Annotated in this window: 16 protein-coding genes; 9 read left to right on the top strand and 7 right to left on the bottom strand. The window is 61.7% G+C overall.

Annotation, left to right across the window (positions count from 1 at the left end; all coding sequences use genetic code 11):
- The first annotated feature begins 122 nt into the window (after positions 1–122).
- On the top strand, positions 123–329 hold the full coding sequence (locus I8746_RS14115; RefSeq protein WP_003247353.1) for a hypothetical protein: 207 nt from the start codon (positions 123–125) through the stop codon (positions 327–329).
- 74 nt (positions 330–403) lie between these two features.
- Here the strand turns inward: I8746_RS14115 and I8746_RS14110 are convergent, their stop codons facing one another.
- Positions 404–988, bottom strand: coding sequence for a YajG family lipoprotein (locus I8746_RS14110; protein WP_010951995.1), 585 nt, complete (start codon positions 986–988; stop codon positions 404–406).
- Positions 989–1,133: 145 nt separating this feature from the next.
- Between I8746_RS14110 and I8746_RS14105 the strand changes: the two genes are divergently transcribed.
- Both I8746_RS14105 and mqo read left to right on the top strand, forming a co-directional pair.
- Positions 1,134–1,367 carry a hypothetical protein gene (locus I8746_RS14105; protein WP_041168293.1) on the top strand — a complete coding sequence of 78 codons (234 nt, stop codon included), beginning with the start codon at positions 1,134–1,136 and terminating at the stop codon, positions 1,365–1,367.
- Positions 1,368–1,968: 601 nt separating this feature from the next.
- A complete protein-coding gene (gene mqo, locus I8746_RS14100; RefSeq protein WP_003247357.1) occupies positions 1,969–3,477 on the top strand; it encodes a malate dehydrogenase (quinone) in 1,509 nt (502 codons plus the stop codon).
- A 165-nt stretch (positions 3,478–3,642) separates the two neighbouring features.
- Here the strand turns inward: mqo and I8746_RS14095 are convergent, their stop codons facing one another.
- The 4 genes from I8746_RS14095 to I8746_RS14080 form a co-directional block, all read right to left on the bottom strand.
- Positions 3,643–3,933: a PA4642 family protein gene (locus I8746_RS14095; RefSeq protein ID WP_003247360.1), complete on the bottom strand. Its 291-nt coding sequence runs from the start codon at positions 3,931–3,933 to the stop codon at positions 3,643–3,645.
- A 68-nt stretch (positions 3,934–4,001) separates the two neighbouring features.
- A complete protein-coding gene (locus I8746_RS14090; protein ID WP_003247361.1) occupies positions 4,002–4,472 on the bottom strand; it encodes a hypothetical protein in 471 nt (156 codons plus the stop codon).
- Positions 4,473–4,523: 51 nt separating this feature from the next.
- Positions 4,524–4,997, bottom strand: a complete 474-nt coding sequence (locus tag I8746_RS14085; protein ID WP_012051191.1) for a WbuC family cupin fold metalloprotein — start codon at positions 4,995–4,997, stop codon at positions 4,524–4,526.
- Positions 4,998–4,999: 2 nt separating this feature from the next.
- Positions 5,000–5,557 carry a hypoxanthine-guanine phosphoribosyltransferase gene (locus I8746_RS14080; RefSeq protein ID WP_010951990.1) on the bottom strand — a complete coding sequence of 186 codons (558 nt, stop codon included), beginning with the start codon at positions 5,555–5,557 and terminating at the stop codon, positions 5,000–5,002.
- A 162-nt stretch (positions 5,558–5,719) separates the two neighbouring features.
- Between I8746_RS14080 and upp the strand changes: the two genes are divergently transcribed.
- Both upp and I8746_RS14070 read left to right on the top strand, forming a co-directional pair.
- Entirely contained in the window at positions 5,720–6,358 is a 639-nt protein-coding gene (upp, locus tag I8746_RS14075; protein ID WP_003247366.1) for a uracil phosphoribosyltransferase, read from the top strand.
- 2 nt (positions 6,359–6,360) lie between these two features.
- Positions 6,361–7,626 (top strand): uracil-xanthine permease family protein, encoded by a 1,266-nt coding sequence (locus I8746_RS14070; RefSeq protein WP_003247369.1) that lies wholly within the window; start codon positions 6,361–6,363, stop codon positions 7,624–7,626.
- A gap of 35 nt (positions 7,627–7,661) precedes the next feature.
- On the opposite strand, the gene hemH is transcribed toward I8746_RS14070, so the two are convergent.
- The gene (gene hemH / locus I8746_RS14065; protein WP_012051190.1) at positions 7,662–8,678 is read right to left on the bottom strand and encodes a ferrochelatase; all 1,017 of its coding nucleotides are present in this window, start codon (positions 8,676–8,678) and stop codon (positions 7,662–7,664) included.
- Between the two features lie 13 nt (positions 8,679–8,691).
- Positions 8,692–9,597 (bottom strand): TIGR01777 family oxidoreductase, encoded by a 906-nt coding sequence (locus I8746_RS14060; RefSeq protein ID WP_012051189.1) that lies wholly within the window; start codon positions 9,595–9,597, stop codon positions 8,692–8,694.
- 187 nt (positions 9,598–9,784) lie between these two features.
- On the opposite strand from I8746_RS14060, the gene I8746_RS14055 reads away from it, so the two are divergent.
- The 4 genes from I8746_RS14055 to phrB all read left to right on the top strand — a co-directional run bounded on the left by I8746_RS14055 (position 9,785) and on the right by phrB (position 14,150).
- Positions 9,785–10,771, top strand: a complete 987-nt coding sequence (locus tag I8746_RS14055) for an NAD(P)/FAD-dependent oxidoreductase (RefSeq protein ID WP_012051188.1) — start codon at positions 9,785–9,787, stop codon at positions 10,769–10,771.
- 103 nt (positions 10,772–10,874) lie between these two features.
- Complete coding sequence (locus I8746_RS14050; protein WP_003247377.1) at positions 10,875–11,843, top strand: DUF523 and DUF1722 domain-containing protein; 969 nt, start codon at positions 10,875–10,877, stop codon at positions 11,841–11,843.
- Positions 11,833–12,732 carry a MerR family transcriptional regulator gene (locus tag I8746_RS14045; RefSeq protein ID WP_003247379.1) on the top strand — a complete coding sequence of 300 codons (900 nt, stop codon included), beginning with the start codon at positions 11,833–11,835 and terminating at the stop codon, positions 12,730–12,732. Before I8746_RS14050 ends, I8746_RS14045 begins: the two co-directional genes overlap by 11 nt.
- Positions 12,723–14,150, top strand: coding sequence for a deoxyribodipyrimidine photo-lyase (phrB, locus tag I8746_RS14040; RefSeq protein WP_004575883.1), 1,428 nt, complete (start codon positions 12,723–12,725; stop codon positions 14,148–14,150). The genes I8746_RS14045 and phrB overlap by 10 nt, the downstream gene beginning before the upstream one ends.
- Positions 14,151–14,160 lie beyond the last annotated feature (10 nt).

The raw sequence follows: 14,160 nt of genomic DNA, 5'->3' as shown, positions 1-14,160 counted from the left end.
TCTACCCAAGTCGCACCGTGGCGCCCGGCCTTGGCGACAAACTGTCATTAAATTTCATCTGTCATCCGCTCGTCATCCATACAGGCGACCCTGTCGACCTTTTGATGACCCGGAGCTTTTTCATGTTGCACGCCGAAAACCAGGACCGCCTCTACCTCGTTGCCCAGAGCGATGAACAACAGGCGCTGATCGATGGTTTTGCCATCAATGTGCAGGACCGCCAGTGGCTGGTCTACTGTGCGCTTGGCGGACATGTGCATGAGGACTTGCCCGAAGTGGATGCAGGCACAGGGTTCAGCTTGCTGGATTTCCACATAGAAGCGGCGTAAATCTGTGCCGTCCAGGCAACAAAAAACCCGCTGCCTGTCACTCAGGCAGCGGGTTCTCTGACACAACCTGAAGCTTACTGACCCAGCACCTGCCCAATGCTCGGGTCCTTGAACAGGCGGGTCAGGGCATCGCTCAGCACATCCCCCACCAGCTGGGTGTTGGTGTCCTGATTCGGCGCCATGCCGAAACGCTGGTCCAGCGAAGCGCCATAACGGCCGCTGTAACGGCGGCCGCCATTGGTCACATCAGCGCGGAAGGTGGCGCCGATGGTGGCCTCGGTCACGTAAAGGTTGTCTTTCGGCGACTGGTACTTCAGTTCGGCGAGGGTCACGGTCAGCTGCGGCGCATTGCCGGCGTTCGGGGTTGGGGTGAAGCCGAGCAGGCGCACAGCGGCTTCAGCCTGAGCCTGCAGCTTGGGCACCACGTCGTTACCGCTGACGCTGATGGTGCTGGTCTCGGGGTACATGCCACCGCGGGTACCCAGGGACTGTGAAGGCCGGCCATCAACTACCCGGACCACCACCGGCTGGCCATGGCCGACCGGGGCCAGCTGGGCCTTGAGCGTGGGTTGCGGGTTGAGTTGTTGCGGGCTGTGGGCACAACCGACCAGGCTAAGGCTGGCCACGGCGATCAAACCGAACAACAGACGTTGCAACATGCGCGTTTCTCCAGAAAATGCGGCAAAGGCCCACAGTATACCTAGCCAGGCACAGACCAGTCATCGGCCCAACCCGCTTGTCACAATCGTTTCATCGCCACACCCTTATCCTTGCGCCAAGCCCTAACGCAAAGGACTCGCCGCCATGACCTCGCTCTTGACTCAGCTCTTCCAACGGTCGCGTCACAACGCTTATGCCCGCCTTGACGCGGATGGCAAATGCCTGGCCTTCAAGCAATGCAGCCAGGCACCACGGGGCATCGACTGGGTGCAGATCAGCGAAATTCAGCTGGCCTGGCTGGGGCGCGAGCTGCCCGCCGAAGCCGGGGTTTGCGCCCGCGCAAACCGCCGTTGGCACCAGCGCCTCCTCGTTGCCTGACAAACGCTGCAATAAAAACCACGAATGGCGACATTTCTGCCCGCGACATCGCTATAATCTCCCCCCGATTATAAGGACGTCTCCTGATCGGGCCCCGCACTCGCCGATTGACCCCGGCAACTTCACCGCTTCGCCCACAGAGAGCCTTCCACTCAGGTCTTGCATCGGCTGTCGTGCCTGCTTTTTCTGGCCCTTCACACTGCATGAACCTGCGGGTTGCCATCGCGCAGTCCCCTTTTGAGGTTCACGTCTCCAAAAGAGCGTGAAAAAACGGTTTTCACAACTTCACAAGAGTGTGGCGAGCAAATGAACAGTCTGGCATGTGCAAAAGCGGCAGATGTGTCCCGAACAGCCCTGAACAGGCGGCAGATGCGCTCATCCCGTATGAGTGTCTGAACCGTTCCATAACGCACGCACGACACCTTGACCATAAGTCGAATTGCCGCACCTGTGGCAAACGGCGTTCAATACACGAACCCGAAGACTGATTGGCGGTGTCCGCGGAAGTTGCAAGAACTGCGAAAAGTCGGACATGGCGACCCTGGCAAACCCAGGTCCTATGCTGTCAATTAGGTAGCTGTAGATTGTGGAGACGCGTTAAATGGCGCAGAACGAATCGGTTGATGTGGTACTGGTAGGCGCGGGCATCATGAGTGCCACCCTGGCCGTACTGCTCAAGGAGCTTGACCCGACCCTGAAGCTTGAGGTCGTCGAGGCGATGGACTCCGGGGCCGCGGAAAGCTCCAACCCCTGGAACAACGCAGGCACCGGCCACGCCGGCCTGTGCGAGCTGAACTACACGCCGCAGGCCGCCGATGGCAGCATCGACATCAAGAAGGCCGTGCACATCAACACCCAGTTCGAGGTTTCGCGCCAGTTCTGGGCCTACCTGAGCAAGAAGGGCAACTTCGGCTCGGCGCGTGCCTTCATCAACCCTGTCCCGCACCTGAGCTATGTCGAGGGTGACAAGGGTGTTTCCTTCCTCAAGAAGCGCTTCGAGCTGCTCAAGCAGCACCACGCCTTCGCCGAGATGGAATACACCGAAGACAAGGCCGTGATGAACGACTGGATGCCGCTGATGATGCCTGGCCGCCCGGCCGACCAGCACATCGCCGCTACCCGCGTGGCCAAAGGCACCGACGTCAACTTCGGCGCACTGACCAACAAGCTGCTCAAGCTGCTGGGCGACTCGCCGGACGCGCAGGTCAAGTACAGCAAGAAGGTTGTCGGCCTGCGCCGTAACGGCAGCGGCTGGACCGTGAGCATCAAGGACGTCAACAGCGGCGGCAGCCGTGAAGTCGACGCCCGCTTCGTCTTCCTCGGCGCCGGCGGCGCGGCCCTGCCGCTGCTGCAGTTGTCCGGCATCCCGGAAAGCAAAGGTTTCGGCGGCTTCCCTGTCAGCGGCCAGTGGCTGCGTTGCGACAACCCGGAAATCGTCAAGCAGCACCAGGCCAAGGTCTACAGCCAGGCCGCTGTCGGCGCCCCGCCGATGTCGGTACCGCATCTGGACACACGCGTCGTGGACGGCAAGACTTCGCTGCTGTTCGGCCCGTATGCCGGCTTCACTACCAAGTTCCTCAAGCACGGCTCGCTGATGGACCTGCCGCTGTCGGTGCGCATGGGCAACATTGGCCCGATGCTGGCCGTGGCCCGCGACAACATGGACCTGACCAAGTACCTGGTCAGCGAAGTGATGCAGTCGATGGAGCAGCGTCTGGAAGCCCTGCGTCGTTTCTATCCGCAGGCCAAGGCCGAAGACTGGCGCCTGGAAGTGGCGGGTCAGCGCGTGCAGATCATCAAGAAAGACCCGAAAAAAGGCGGCGTGCTGCAGTTCGGTACCGAGCTGGTCTCGGCCCAGGACGGCAGCCTGGCAGCTCTGCTCGGCGCATCGCCGGGTGCCTCGGTGACCGTGTCGATCATGCTGGAACTGATCGAGCGCTGCTTCCCCGAGCAGGCCAAGGGTGCCTGGGCTGCCAAGCTCAAGGAAATCTTCCCGGCTCGCGAGAAGACCCTGGCAACCGATGCTGCGCTGTACCACAAGATCAGTGCCGATAACGACGCGGCCCTGGACCTGGCAGAAAGCAGCCCGGCGGCCAAGCATTACGCCTGAACCGCCTGCTAACGAAAAAACGCCCCTCGGGGCGTTTTTTTGTGCCTGGAGACCTATCAGCCTGTGCCGGCCTCTTCGCGGGCTTGCCCGCTCCCACAGGTTCGGCGCTGCCCTCATCCCTGTGGGAGCGGGCGAGCCCGCGAAAGGGCCAGCACAGGTTGAAGATCAACCGCGGGCTTTATCGATGATCTCGATGTACTCAGGGGCATTGCGCTGGTCGGCAATTTGCTCGACGAAGGTCTTGCCGTGCTCGTCCTTGCCATCCAGGTCCAGGCCAGCTTCGACGAAGAAGCCTACAAAGCGCTCAAAGTCGTCCACGCGCAGGCCACGGTAAGCCTTGACCAGCTTGTGCAGCGACGGCGAAGTCACACCATCGGCCGGCTCGAACTGAAGGAACGACTTGATGTAGTCGTCGCTGATTTCGTCACCGATTACCTGTTTCTTGTCTTTACGCATTGCCGACTCCAACTGGACCATCACGGAATTTCGAAGGCCGGCAGTTTACCCCCCGCAGGCTTCGCGCCTCAACGCGTACGTACCGTCCCGGTGTGCAGGTCGGCCCAGATATGGCCGTTGCCGTAAGTCAGAAACTGCACGTACAGGGTTTCGTTACGCAGCAGGTCCATGACCACCCGGTAGTTGCTGACTGGGTAATTCAGGCTCAAGGTGCGGGTTTTAGCGTCATACACAGGCTTTTTCAGGCTTTTGGCCGCTTCACCATCGAACGTCAGCAGCACCTGGGCAATGGTTGCGCCCTTGCTCAGCGGCTTGCCCTTCAGGCGCACCTGCAACGACGATGTGATCGGAATCGGCTGCTGATCGGACTGGCGCTGGGCCCCTACGACCACCGAATAGTCAGTCACTTGCAGCAATTGCTGGCTGGTCGGCGCTTCCTGGCGCAGGGACTGGTCATCAGGTGGCAGGAACTGACTGTGCAGCGGTGCGGCAGCGAGCGGCAGGCTGACCGCCAGCAGGAGGGGAAGAATCGCACGCATGTGAGGCTCCTTGTATGAAGGAGCACTCTAGCATGCCGGGTGCAGCCGATATCAATCGAACTGCGCGCGCATCCAGGCCTGGTAATCGGCCACGCCGGCTTCACCCTCGCGCGGCGCCCAGTGTGCGTGCTCGCCCTCGCCCACTGGTCGGTATGGCCCAGCCTTGCACTCGAACAGGATGCTGTCGGGCTCCAGCACCACCAAGCCATGGTAGGTACCAGGCGCCAGATCCACACCCAGACAGTCACCACCGGCCTGCAGCACCCGCTTGTCTGCAACCGTGCCCTGTTCATCGAAGATCAGCAGGCCAAAGCACCCCTTGAGTGCTATCAAGGTTTCAGCCTTGTCGGCGCTCACATGGCGATGCGGCGGAATGTAGGTGCTTGGTTGCAGCCCGACCGCCATGCGATGGCAGGGCTCTTCCATTTCGTGGAAGGTGTGATGCTGCCGCCCGCGCGGGTTGGCTGCGGCCTTTTCGGCCAGCCCGACGAACAGCGATTGGTCGATGAACGCAGGCTGGCGCACGGTTACAGCCCCTTTACGGCGAAGATGCCGTTAGCATTGCGCCAGTACCCTTTGTAGTCCATGCCGTAACCGAAGATATAGCGATCGACACAAGGCAGGCCCACATAGTTGGCCTTGAGGTCAGGGCTTGCCTTGCGGTCGTGATCCTTGTCGATCAGCACAGCGGTGTACACCGAGCGGGCGCCGGCATGCTTGCAAAACTCGATGATGGCGCTGAGGGTGTGGCCTTCGTCGAGGATATCGTCAACGATCAACACGTCACGGTCGATGAAGGACACTTCCGGCTTGGCCTTCCAGAAAAGCTCGCCGCCGCTGGTCTGGTTGCGGTAGCGGGTAGCGTGCAGGTAGGAGGCTTCCAGCGGGAACTGCAGGTGAGTCAGCAGTTTGCCGGAGAAGATCAGGCCACCATTCATCACGCAGAACACAACCGGGTTCTTGTCGTGCAGGTCCTTGCAGATCTGTTCGCCGACTTTGGCGATGGCCGCTTCGACTTCGGCTTCGGTGTACAGGCAGTCAGCTTCATGCATGACTTGACGGATATGCTCGAGATCGGCGGACATGGCGCGCTCCGGGGGGCATTTTGGAAAAGCGGGCAAAGGTACGCATCCGCTCGTCACAGATCAAGCATTTATGGACTAACGTCCAGAATGACCAGACGACAGCACAGGCTGAATAGATTAATCTAGCGCGGTTTTTTTGCCCGCCTTTCGGAGCCCTCCCCTATGCCCACTCGTGAGATCCGCCATCCGCTGATCCGCCACAAGCTTGGCCTGATGCGCCGTGCCGATATCAGCACCAAAAATTTTCGCGAACTCGCCCAGGAAGTCGGCGCGCTCCTGACGTATGAAGCCACCCAGGACCTGCCCCTCGAAACCTACGAGATCGACGGCTGGTGTGGCAAGGTCTCGGTTGAAAAAATCGCCGGCAAGAAGATCACCGTAGTACCGATCCTGCGCGCCGGCATCGGCATGCTCGACGGCGTGCTCAGCCTGATCCCGGGTGCCAAGGTCAGCGCCGTCGGCGTTGCCCGAAACGAAGAAACCCTCGAAGCCCACACCTACCTGGAAAAGCTCGCGCCGGACATCAACCAGCGCCTGGCCCTGATCATCGACCCGATGCTGGCCACCGGCGGCTCGATGGTTGCCACCATCGACCTGCTGAAAAAGGCCGGCTGCAAAGAGATTCGCGCCATGGTGCTGGTCGCCGCACCAGAAGGCATCGAGGTGGTGGAAAAAGCCCACCCGGACGTGAAGATCTACACCGCCTCGATCGACCAGCGCCTGAACGAGCACGGCTACATCGTGCCAGGCCTGGGTGATGCCGGTGACAAGATCTTCGGCACCAAGCAAAAGGACGCCTGACCATGCAGGACGGCTTCAACGACCCGCTCTGGCGCCAGGTCGTTTCGGGCGCGCAGATGCTCTTCGTGGCATTCGGCGCGCTGGTGCTGATGCCCCTGATCACCGGCCTCGACCCGAACGTCGCGCTGTTCACCGCCGGCATCGGCACACTGCTATTCCAGCTGGTCACCGGCCGGCAGGTACCGGTGTTCCTGGCCTCGAGCTTTGCCTTCATCACGCCGATCATCCTCGCCAAAGGCCAGTTCGGCCTGGCCGAGACCATGGGCGGCGTGATGGCTGCCGGCTTCGTGTACACCTTCATGGGCCTGATGGTAAAAATCAAAGGCACCGGTTTCATCGACCGCATGCTACCGCCGGTGGTGATCGGCCCGGTGATCATCTCCATCGGCCTGGCCATGGCACCAATCGCCGCCAACATGGCGATGGGCAAAGGTGGGGACGGTACAGCGCTGATGCCATACAAGACGGCCATGCTGATCTCGATGCCAGCGCTGCTGACAACCTTGATCGTTGCCGTATTCGGCAAGGGCATTTTCCGCCTGGTGCCCATCATCTCCGGCGTGCTGGTGGGCTTTGCCCTGTCGTTCGCCTTTGGCGTGGTCGACACCGCCAGGATCGCTGCCGCACCGTGGCTGGAAATCCCCAATTTCACCGCCCCTGCGTTCAACTGGCAGGCCATTCTGTTCATCGTCCCGGTTGCGCTGGCGCCGGCGATCGAGCATATCGGCGGGGTGATCGCAGTGGGCAGCGTGACCGGCCGTGACTACCTGAAAAAGCCTGGCCTGCACCGGACATTGCTGGGCGACGGCCTGGCGACTACTGCAGCCGGCCTGTTCGGCGGCCCGCCCAACACCACCTATGCCGAAGTGACCGGCGCGGTGATGCTGACCAAGAACTACAACCCGAAGATCATGACCTGGGCAGCGGTCTTCGCCATTACCCTGGCGTTCATCGGCAAGTTCGGCGCGCTGCTGCAGAGCATCCCGGTGCCGGTGATGGGCGGCATTCTGTGCCTGCTGTTCGGCTCGATTGCAGCGGTGGGCATGAACACCATGATCCGCCACAAGATTGACCTGGGCGAAGCACGCAACTTGGTGATCGTCTCGGTGACACTGGTGTTCGGTATCGGCGGCGTGCTGATCGGCAGCGGTGACGGCCCGGATGACTGGGGCCTGAAGGGCATCGCCCTGTGCGCCATTGTGGCTATTGCGCTGAACCTGATTCTGCCGGGTAATGACAGCTGGAAGCACAAGAAGCTGGATGTGTAAACGGTCGGTAGGGGCCGCAAGGCGGCCCCTTCGATTCAGGCCTTTTCACACATATCAGCCAACACCCTCACCCACTCCGGGTGATCATTCAGGCACGGCACCAGCACCAGCTCCCGGCCACCCGCCTCGACAAACTGCTCGCTGCCACGCATGCCTATCTCTTCCAGCGTCTCGATGCAATCCGCCACAAACGCCGGGCACATCACCAGCAGCTTCTTCACACCGGCCTTGGCCAGTTCATCCAACCGCGTCTCGGTGTAGGGTTCGATCCACTTGTCCCGGCCCAGTCGCGACTGGAACGATACCGACCACTTGCCATCAGGTATGCCCATTTTCTGCGCAAAGGCTTTGGCCGTAGCCAGGCATTGCCCGCGATAGCAAACCGAACGTACTTCGGCGGTTGCACCGTGGCAGCAATCGGCAGCACGCAGGTCGTGCTTGACCCCTTTCGGAAACAGCTTTTTCAGGTGCCGCTCCGGCAAACCATGGAAGCTCAGCAGCAGGTGGTCGTAACCCGTCTCAAGGTGCGGCCGGGCACTGGCAGCCAGTGCCTCGATGTACGCCGGGTGCTCGTAGAACGGCTGCAGCACACGCATCTGCAACGGCAACTGGCGCTCGCTGACCGTCTGTTTTGCCAGGTCGACCACCGTGGTCACCGTGCTGTCGGCGAACTGTGGATAAAGCGGCGCCAAAGTCACCTTGCGCACACCTTGGGCGGCCAGCCGCTCCAACACATCAGGCAACGCTGGCTGGCCGTAGCGCATGGCAATTTCCACTGGGCCATGGGGCCAGTGCTCGACCATCGCTGCCTGCAGGCGACGGGTCAGCACAACCAGAGGCGAGCCCTCCTCCCACCAGATCGAAGCGTAGGCGTGTGCCGACTGCTCTGGGCGCTTGATCAGGATCAGCGACACCAGCAAGCGCCGCACCGGCCACGGCAGGTCGACCACGTATGGGTCCATGAGGAACTGGTTGAGGTAACGGCGCACATCGGCCACCGAGGTGGAGGCCGGGGAACCCAGGTTGACCAGCAGCAGGGCGTGATCGGTCATGCAGCGTCCTATGTCAGAGGCCACTGGACAGGTTGTCCAGCGCCGATTGCAGATCGTTGAAGCGGAAGGTGAAGCCGGCTTCCAGCAAGCGTACCGGGCGCGCCCGCTGGCCTCCCAGCAGCAAGGTGGACATCTCGCCAAGCCCGGCCTTGAGCAGCAATGCCGGCACTGGCAACAGCGCCGGCCGATGCAGGGCGCGGCCCAGTCGCCTGGCAAACTCACGGTTGCGCACAGGCTCCGGCGCGCAGGCATTATAAGGACCGCTGGCATCCTTGTGCTGCAAGAGAAAATCAATCAGGGCGACCTGGTCGTCTATATGAACCCAGGGCATCCACTGCCGCCCATTGCCCAAAGGCCCGCCCACCCCCAGCTTGAAGGGTATGCGCAGGCGCGACAAAAAGCCGCCATCGCTGGCCAGCACCAGGCCAGTACGGACCAGTACCACGCGGATCCCCTGCGCTTGCGAACGCTGGGCGGTCTCTTCCCAGGCAATGCACAACTGGCTGGCGAAATCTTCACGCACCGGGGGTGAAGCCTCGGTCAGTTCGCGTTCGCCACCGTCTCCGTACCAACCTACCGCAGAGCCGGAGATCAACACCTCCGGGCGCTGCTCACGGGTGCCCAACCAAGCCAGCAATTGCTCGGTAAGGGTGACACGGCTGGCCCACAGCACATTGCGCCGGGCGGCCGTCCAGGGCCTGTCGGCAATCGGCGCACCCGCAAGGTTGACCACCGCATCAAGATGATCGTCGGCCTCCAACTGCTCCAGGCGCGCGATACCGCGCACCCCGCTACCACAGATTTTTGCCACCTGTTCAGGACGCCTGCTCCAAACCGTAAGCCGATGCCCTTGGCCCAGCCAGTACTGGCACAGATGCTTGCCAATCAAACCGGTGCCACCTGTCAGCAATATATGCATGGCTGTGTCCTCGCAGAATGCGTCGGTGGTCTATTTTTAACAGCAAGGCACTTTTTTGACCCGACGCTCTCGGATAAACATAGGCCAACCTGCCCGCTAACACGGAATAACCTTATACAGAATTTTTGCATTGTACAGGTTTGCCTGACAGCGTAGTCTGCTCACAGCAAGGTTTGAAGAGGCCATCATGACAATACCTATCGCTATCATCGGGGCCGGCATCGCCGGTTTGTCAGCCGCCCAGGCTTTGCAAAAGGCCGGGCAATCCGTGCACTTGTTCGACAAAGGCCACGGCAGTGGCGGGCGCATGGCCAGCAAGCGCAGCGAAGCCGGCGCGCTCGACCTGGGCGCACAGTACTTCACTGCCCGTGACCGACGCTTTGTCGATCAGGTGCAGCAATGGGTGGCCGCCGGCTGGGCCGAACAATGGAAGCCTCAACTGTATAACTACCGTGACGGCGAACTCACCCCTTCCCCTGACGAGCAGACGCGCTGGGTAGGCGTGCCACGCATGAGCGCCATTACCCGCGGCTTGCTCAAGGACGTCACGGTCAACTTCGGCTGCCGCATAGCGGAAGTGTTTCGCGGCAAGCAGTACTGGCACCTGCAAGATACCGAAGGTTGCAGCCACGGCCCCTACAGCCGTGTGGTCATCGCCGTACCGGCACCGCAGGCCACGCCACTTCTGGCCGCCACACCGAAGCTGGCGGCCGTGGCCGCTGGCGTGCAAATGGAACCTACCTGGGCCGTGGCCCTCGCCTTCCAGGCACCGCTGGATACGCCAATGCAAGGCTGCTTCGTGCAGGACAACCCGCTGGACTGGCTGGCCCGCAATCGCAGCAAGCCCGGCCGCGACGAGCACCTGGACACCTGGGTACTGCACGCGACGTCAGACTGGAGCCGCCAACACATCGACCTGCCCAAAGAAGTAGTGATCGAACAGTTGTGGGGCGAATTCGCCGAACTGGTCGGCTGCGTGGTACCACCGCCCACCTTCGCCCTGGCCCACCGCTGGCTCTATGCCCGCCCCAGTAGCAACCATGAGTGGGGCGCACTGGCCGATGCCGACCAGGGCTTGTACGCCTGTGGGGATTGGTGCCTGTCCGGCCGCGTCGAGGGCGCATGGCTCAGTGGCCAGGAAGCGGCGCGGCGCTTGCTCGAACACCTTGAGTGATGCCGAACTATACAAAAATACTAGTTTGCATAACTTCAGCGCTGTGCTGAAATAAACCTGTACAAGTTTCGAGTCACGTACAGGTTTATTTTCGGAGGCAGCCATGCACGACCCTTCCGCCCACCGCAAGCCGCGTATCGCCATCAGCGCCTGCCTGACCGGGCACAGCGTGCGCTACAACGGCGGCCACAAGGCCTCCGACCTGTGCCGTAAACAGCTGGAACAGCACTTCGACTGGCTACCTGTGTGTCCGGAAGTGGCAATCGGCCTGGGTGTTCCGCGCGACCCGATTCGCCTGGTCGGCAACCCCGAGCAACCCGAAGTGGTCGGCACCCGCGACCCCGGCAAGGACCTGACCGACCCGCTGCGCACCTATGGCGAGCAGATGGCCAACGAACTTGACGACATCTGCGGCTACATCTTCATGCAGAAGTCACCTTCTTGCGGCCTGGAACGGGTAAAGGTTTATCAGGACAATGGCCACCCGGCCGTGCATGGTGGGCGCGGCGTCTATGCCCAGGCTTTCTGTGCATTGCGCCCGGACCTGCCAGTAGAGGAAGAAGGCCGCCTGCATGACCCCGTGCTGCGCGAGAACTTCATAAGCCGCGTTTACGCCTACGCCGACTGGCAGCGCCTGCTGGCCGAGGGCCTGAACCGTGGCGCGCTGGTACGCTTTCATTCGCGCTACAAGTATTTGCTGATGGCCAATAACCCCCAGGCCTATCGCACCCTCGGCCGCCTGCTTGGCAGCATGAGCAAGGCTGATGAACCACAGAGCATCGGCCCGCGCTATTTCAGCCAGCTGATGCAAGCCCTGCGCCGCTGCGCGAGCCGCGGCACCCACAGTAACGTGCTGCAGCACCTGAGCGGTTACTTCAAGGATGCCCTGACGCAGCAGGACAAGGCCGAGTTGCAGGCAGTCATCGGCCAATACCAACAAGGCGTGGTACCACTGGTAGTGCCACTGACCTTGCTCAAACACCATTTGCGCAAGCACCCAGACCCCTACCTGCAGCAACAAGCCTACCTGCAGCCGCACCCCGAGAGCCTGGGCTTGCGCAATGCGGTCTGAGGACTTGCTGCCCATCGGCGAACTTGCCCGTCGCACCGGCGTAAACCCGGTCACCCTGCGCGCCTGGGAGCGCCGGTATGGGTTGCTCAAGCCACAGCGCACCGCCAAGGGGCATCGCCTGTACCCACTTGAGCAGGTCGAACGCGTCGAGGCGGTCCTGGCTTGGCTGCAGCGTGGCGCGTCGGTCGGCCAAGTCCGCGAGTTGCTCGACAAACCCGCCAGCACCCCACCGAAGGGGGACTGGCAAGCCAGGCAATTCCAGCTGATCGAAGCCATCGCCGGCCTTTCACAGCGCGCCCTCGACCAGCAACTTAACCAGGCCATGGCGCTGTACCCGGCAGTCACCCTGTGCGAACAACTGCTGCTGCCGCTGCTCGACATGCTCGACCAGCGCTGGCGCAATTACTTCAACGCTCGGCTGGAGCAGGTCTTTTTCCACAGCTGGCTGCGCAGCAAGCTTGGTGCCCGCGTGTACCACGACAACCAGCTGCTGCAAGGGCCCGCCGTGCTGCTGGCCGAAGACAGCGAACGCACCTTCAGCCCAGACTTATGGTTGTGCGCCTGGCTGCTCACCAGCAATGGCTTCCCGGTCGAGGTGCTCGAGCAGCCCGTCGCAGGCCCGCAATTGCTAAGCGCCGTCAACGCGCTCAAACCACGCGCCTTACTCCTGCACTTGGGCCCACGCATCGACGACAAGGCGTTGCTGCGCACCCTGCAAGGCTTACCAATCCCCAAGCTGTTGGGTGGTGCCACGCTGGCGCTGCATGAAGCCCGCTTGAAGGCTTTTGAGCTACCCGACCTTTTCCTGTTCGACACCCCGCAGGCGGCATTGCGCGTGCTTCAAGCCCATGATCGACAGCCTGTAGAGATAAATGCCCCATGCACCTGACCTGGCTGCGCAGCGACCTGCGTATCGATGACAACACTGCACTCAGCGCCTCCACCGAGCGCGGCCCGACCATCGCCCTGTGGCTGGTCAGCCCCGGACAATGGCAAGCCCATGACGATGCCGCCTGCAAAGTCGACTTCTGGCTGCGTAACCTGCATGACCTGCGCCAATCACTGGAAAAGCTGAACATCCCCCTGCTGATCCGCACAATCGATACCTGGGACCAGGCGCCACAGGCGGTGCTCGATGTCTGTCGCCAACATCAGGTGCAAAGCGTGCACTGGAACGAGGAGTACGGCATCAATGAGCAGCGCCGGGATGATGCCACCCGGGCACTGCTGGAAAAGTCGGCCATCCAGGCGCACAGCTACCTCGACCAGCTGTTCTTCCGTCCGGGCACCGTACTGACTCGCAGTGGCGATTACTTCCAGGTGTTCAGTCAGTTCAAGAAGACCTGCCTTGAGCATCTGCACCGCAGCCTGCCGGCCCTGGCACGGCGGGTGAAGCGCCAGGCCCCGCTGAACATCGGCAGCGACCCAATCCCGCAACATGTAGAGGGGTTCGGAAAAACCACGCCCGCACTGCGCGACCACTGGCCAGCAGGTGAGGCTGAGGCACAGTCCCGTCTGTCACGCTTCCTGGACGAAACCATCGACGACTACCACCACTTGCGCGACTTACCTGCCAAGCCCGGCACCAGCCAGCTTTCCCCCTACCTGGCCGCCGGCGTGATTTCGCCCCGCCAATGCTTGCACGGTGCACTGGCCAGCAACCGGGGCGAGTTCGACAGTGGCAGCATGGGCGTGCAGACCTGGATAAACGAGCTACTCTGGCGGGAGTTCTACAAGCACATCCTGAGCGGTTATCCACAGGTCTCGCGCCACCGCGCCTTCCGCGCCCAAACCGAAGCCTTGCCCTGGCGTGACGCCCCGGCAGACCTGGAGGCCTGGGAGCAGGGCCGCACCGGCTTCCCGATCATCGATGCCGCCATGCGCCAGTTGCTGCACACCGGGTGGATGCACAACCGCTTGCGCATGATCGTGGCCATGTTCCTCAGCAAGAACCTGCTGATTGACTGGCGCAAGGGCGAGCGACACTTCATGCGAAACCTGATAGACGGCGATCTGGCCGCCAACAACGGGGGTTGGCAGTGGAGTGCGTCCACCGGCACCGATGCGGTGCCCTATTTCCGTATCTTCAACCCGGTTTCGCAGTCGCAGCGCTTCGATCCTCAGGGGCATTTCATTCGCCACTGGGTACCAGAACTACAAGCACTCGATGAAAAAGCCATCCATCAGCCCATTAAATCGACGGACCTTTTCGGTAATACTTCTTACCTAAGTCCAATCGTAGATCTCAGCAGCAGTCGCCAGCGGGCCCTGGAAGCGTTCAAAGGGCTGCCACGCCGGCAGAATTAGGGGATAACGT

Source organism: Pseudomonas sp. USTB-Z (genome assembly GCF_019691255.1).
Taxonomy (GTDB): domain Bacteria; phylum Pseudomonadota; class Gammaproteobacteria; order Pseudomonadales; family Pseudomonadaceae; genus Aquipseudomonas; species Aquipseudomonas alloputida.
This window is presented reverse-complemented; position numbering and strand designations above follow the sequence as displayed.

What these genes read in the sequence shown, in the direction of transcription:
- hemH (WP_012051190.1), bottom strand. Translation starts at nt 8,678, where the DNA reads ATGACCGATCACGCCCTGCTGCTGGTCAACCTGGGTTCCCCGGCCTCC.
- I8746_RS14105 (WP_041168293.1), top strand. Translation starts at nt 1,134, where the DNA reads ATGACCTCGCTCTTGACTCAGCTCTTCCAACGGTCGCGTCACAACGCT.
- mqo (WP_003247357.1), top strand. Translation starts at nt 1,969, where the DNA reads ATGGCGCAGAACGAATCGGTTGATGTGGTACTGGTAGGCGCGGGCATC.
- I8746_RS14095 (WP_003247360.1), bottom strand. Translation starts at nt 3,933, where the DNA reads ATGCGTAAAGACAAGAAACAGGTAATCGGTGACGAAATCAGCGACGAC.
- I8746_RS14055 (WP_012051188.1), top strand. Translation starts at nt 9,785, where the DNA reads ATGACAATACCTATCGCTATCATCGGGGCCGGCATCGCCGGTTTGTCA.
- I8746_RS14090 (WP_003247361.1), bottom strand. Translation starts at nt 4,472, where the DNA reads ATGCGTGCGATTCTTCCCCTCCTGCTGGCGGTCAGCCTGCCGCTCGCT.
- I8746_RS14045 (WP_003247379.1), top strand. Translation starts at nt 11,833, where the DNA reads ATGCGGTCTGAGGACTTGCTGCCCATCGGCGAACTTGCCCGTCGCACC.
- upp (WP_003247366.1), top strand. Translation starts at nt 5,720, where the DNA reads ATGCCCACTCGTGAGATCCGCCATCCGCTGATCCGCCACAAGCTTGGC.
- I8746_RS14070 (WP_003247369.1), top strand. Translation starts at nt 6,361, where the DNA reads ATGCAGGACGGCTTCAACGACCCGCTCTGGCGCCAGGTCGTTTCGGGC.
- phrB (WP_004575883.1), top strand. Translation starts at nt 12,723, where the DNA reads ATGCACCTGACCTGGCTGCGCAGCGACCTGCGTATCGATGACAACACT.
- I8746_RS14050 (WP_003247377.1), top strand. Translation starts at nt 10,875, where the DNA reads ATGCACGACCCTTCCGCCCACCGCAAGCCGCGTATCGCCATCAGCGCC.
- I8746_RS14110 (WP_010951995.1), bottom strand. Translation starts at nt 988, where the DNA reads ATGTTGCAACGTCTGTTGTTCGGTTTGATCGCCGTGGCCAGCCTTAGC.
- I8746_RS14080 (WP_010951990.1), bottom strand. Translation starts at nt 5,557, where the DNA reads ATGTCCGCCGATCTCGAGCATATCCGTCAAGTCATGCATGAAGCTGAC.
- I8746_RS14060 (WP_012051189.1), bottom strand. Translation starts at nt 9,597, where the DNA reads ATGCATATATTGCTGACAGGTGGCACCGGTTTGATTGGCAAGCATCTG.
- I8746_RS14115 (WP_003247353.1), top strand. Translation starts at nt 123, where the DNA reads ATGTTGCACGCCGAAAACCAGGACCGCCTCTACCTCGTTGCCCAGAGC.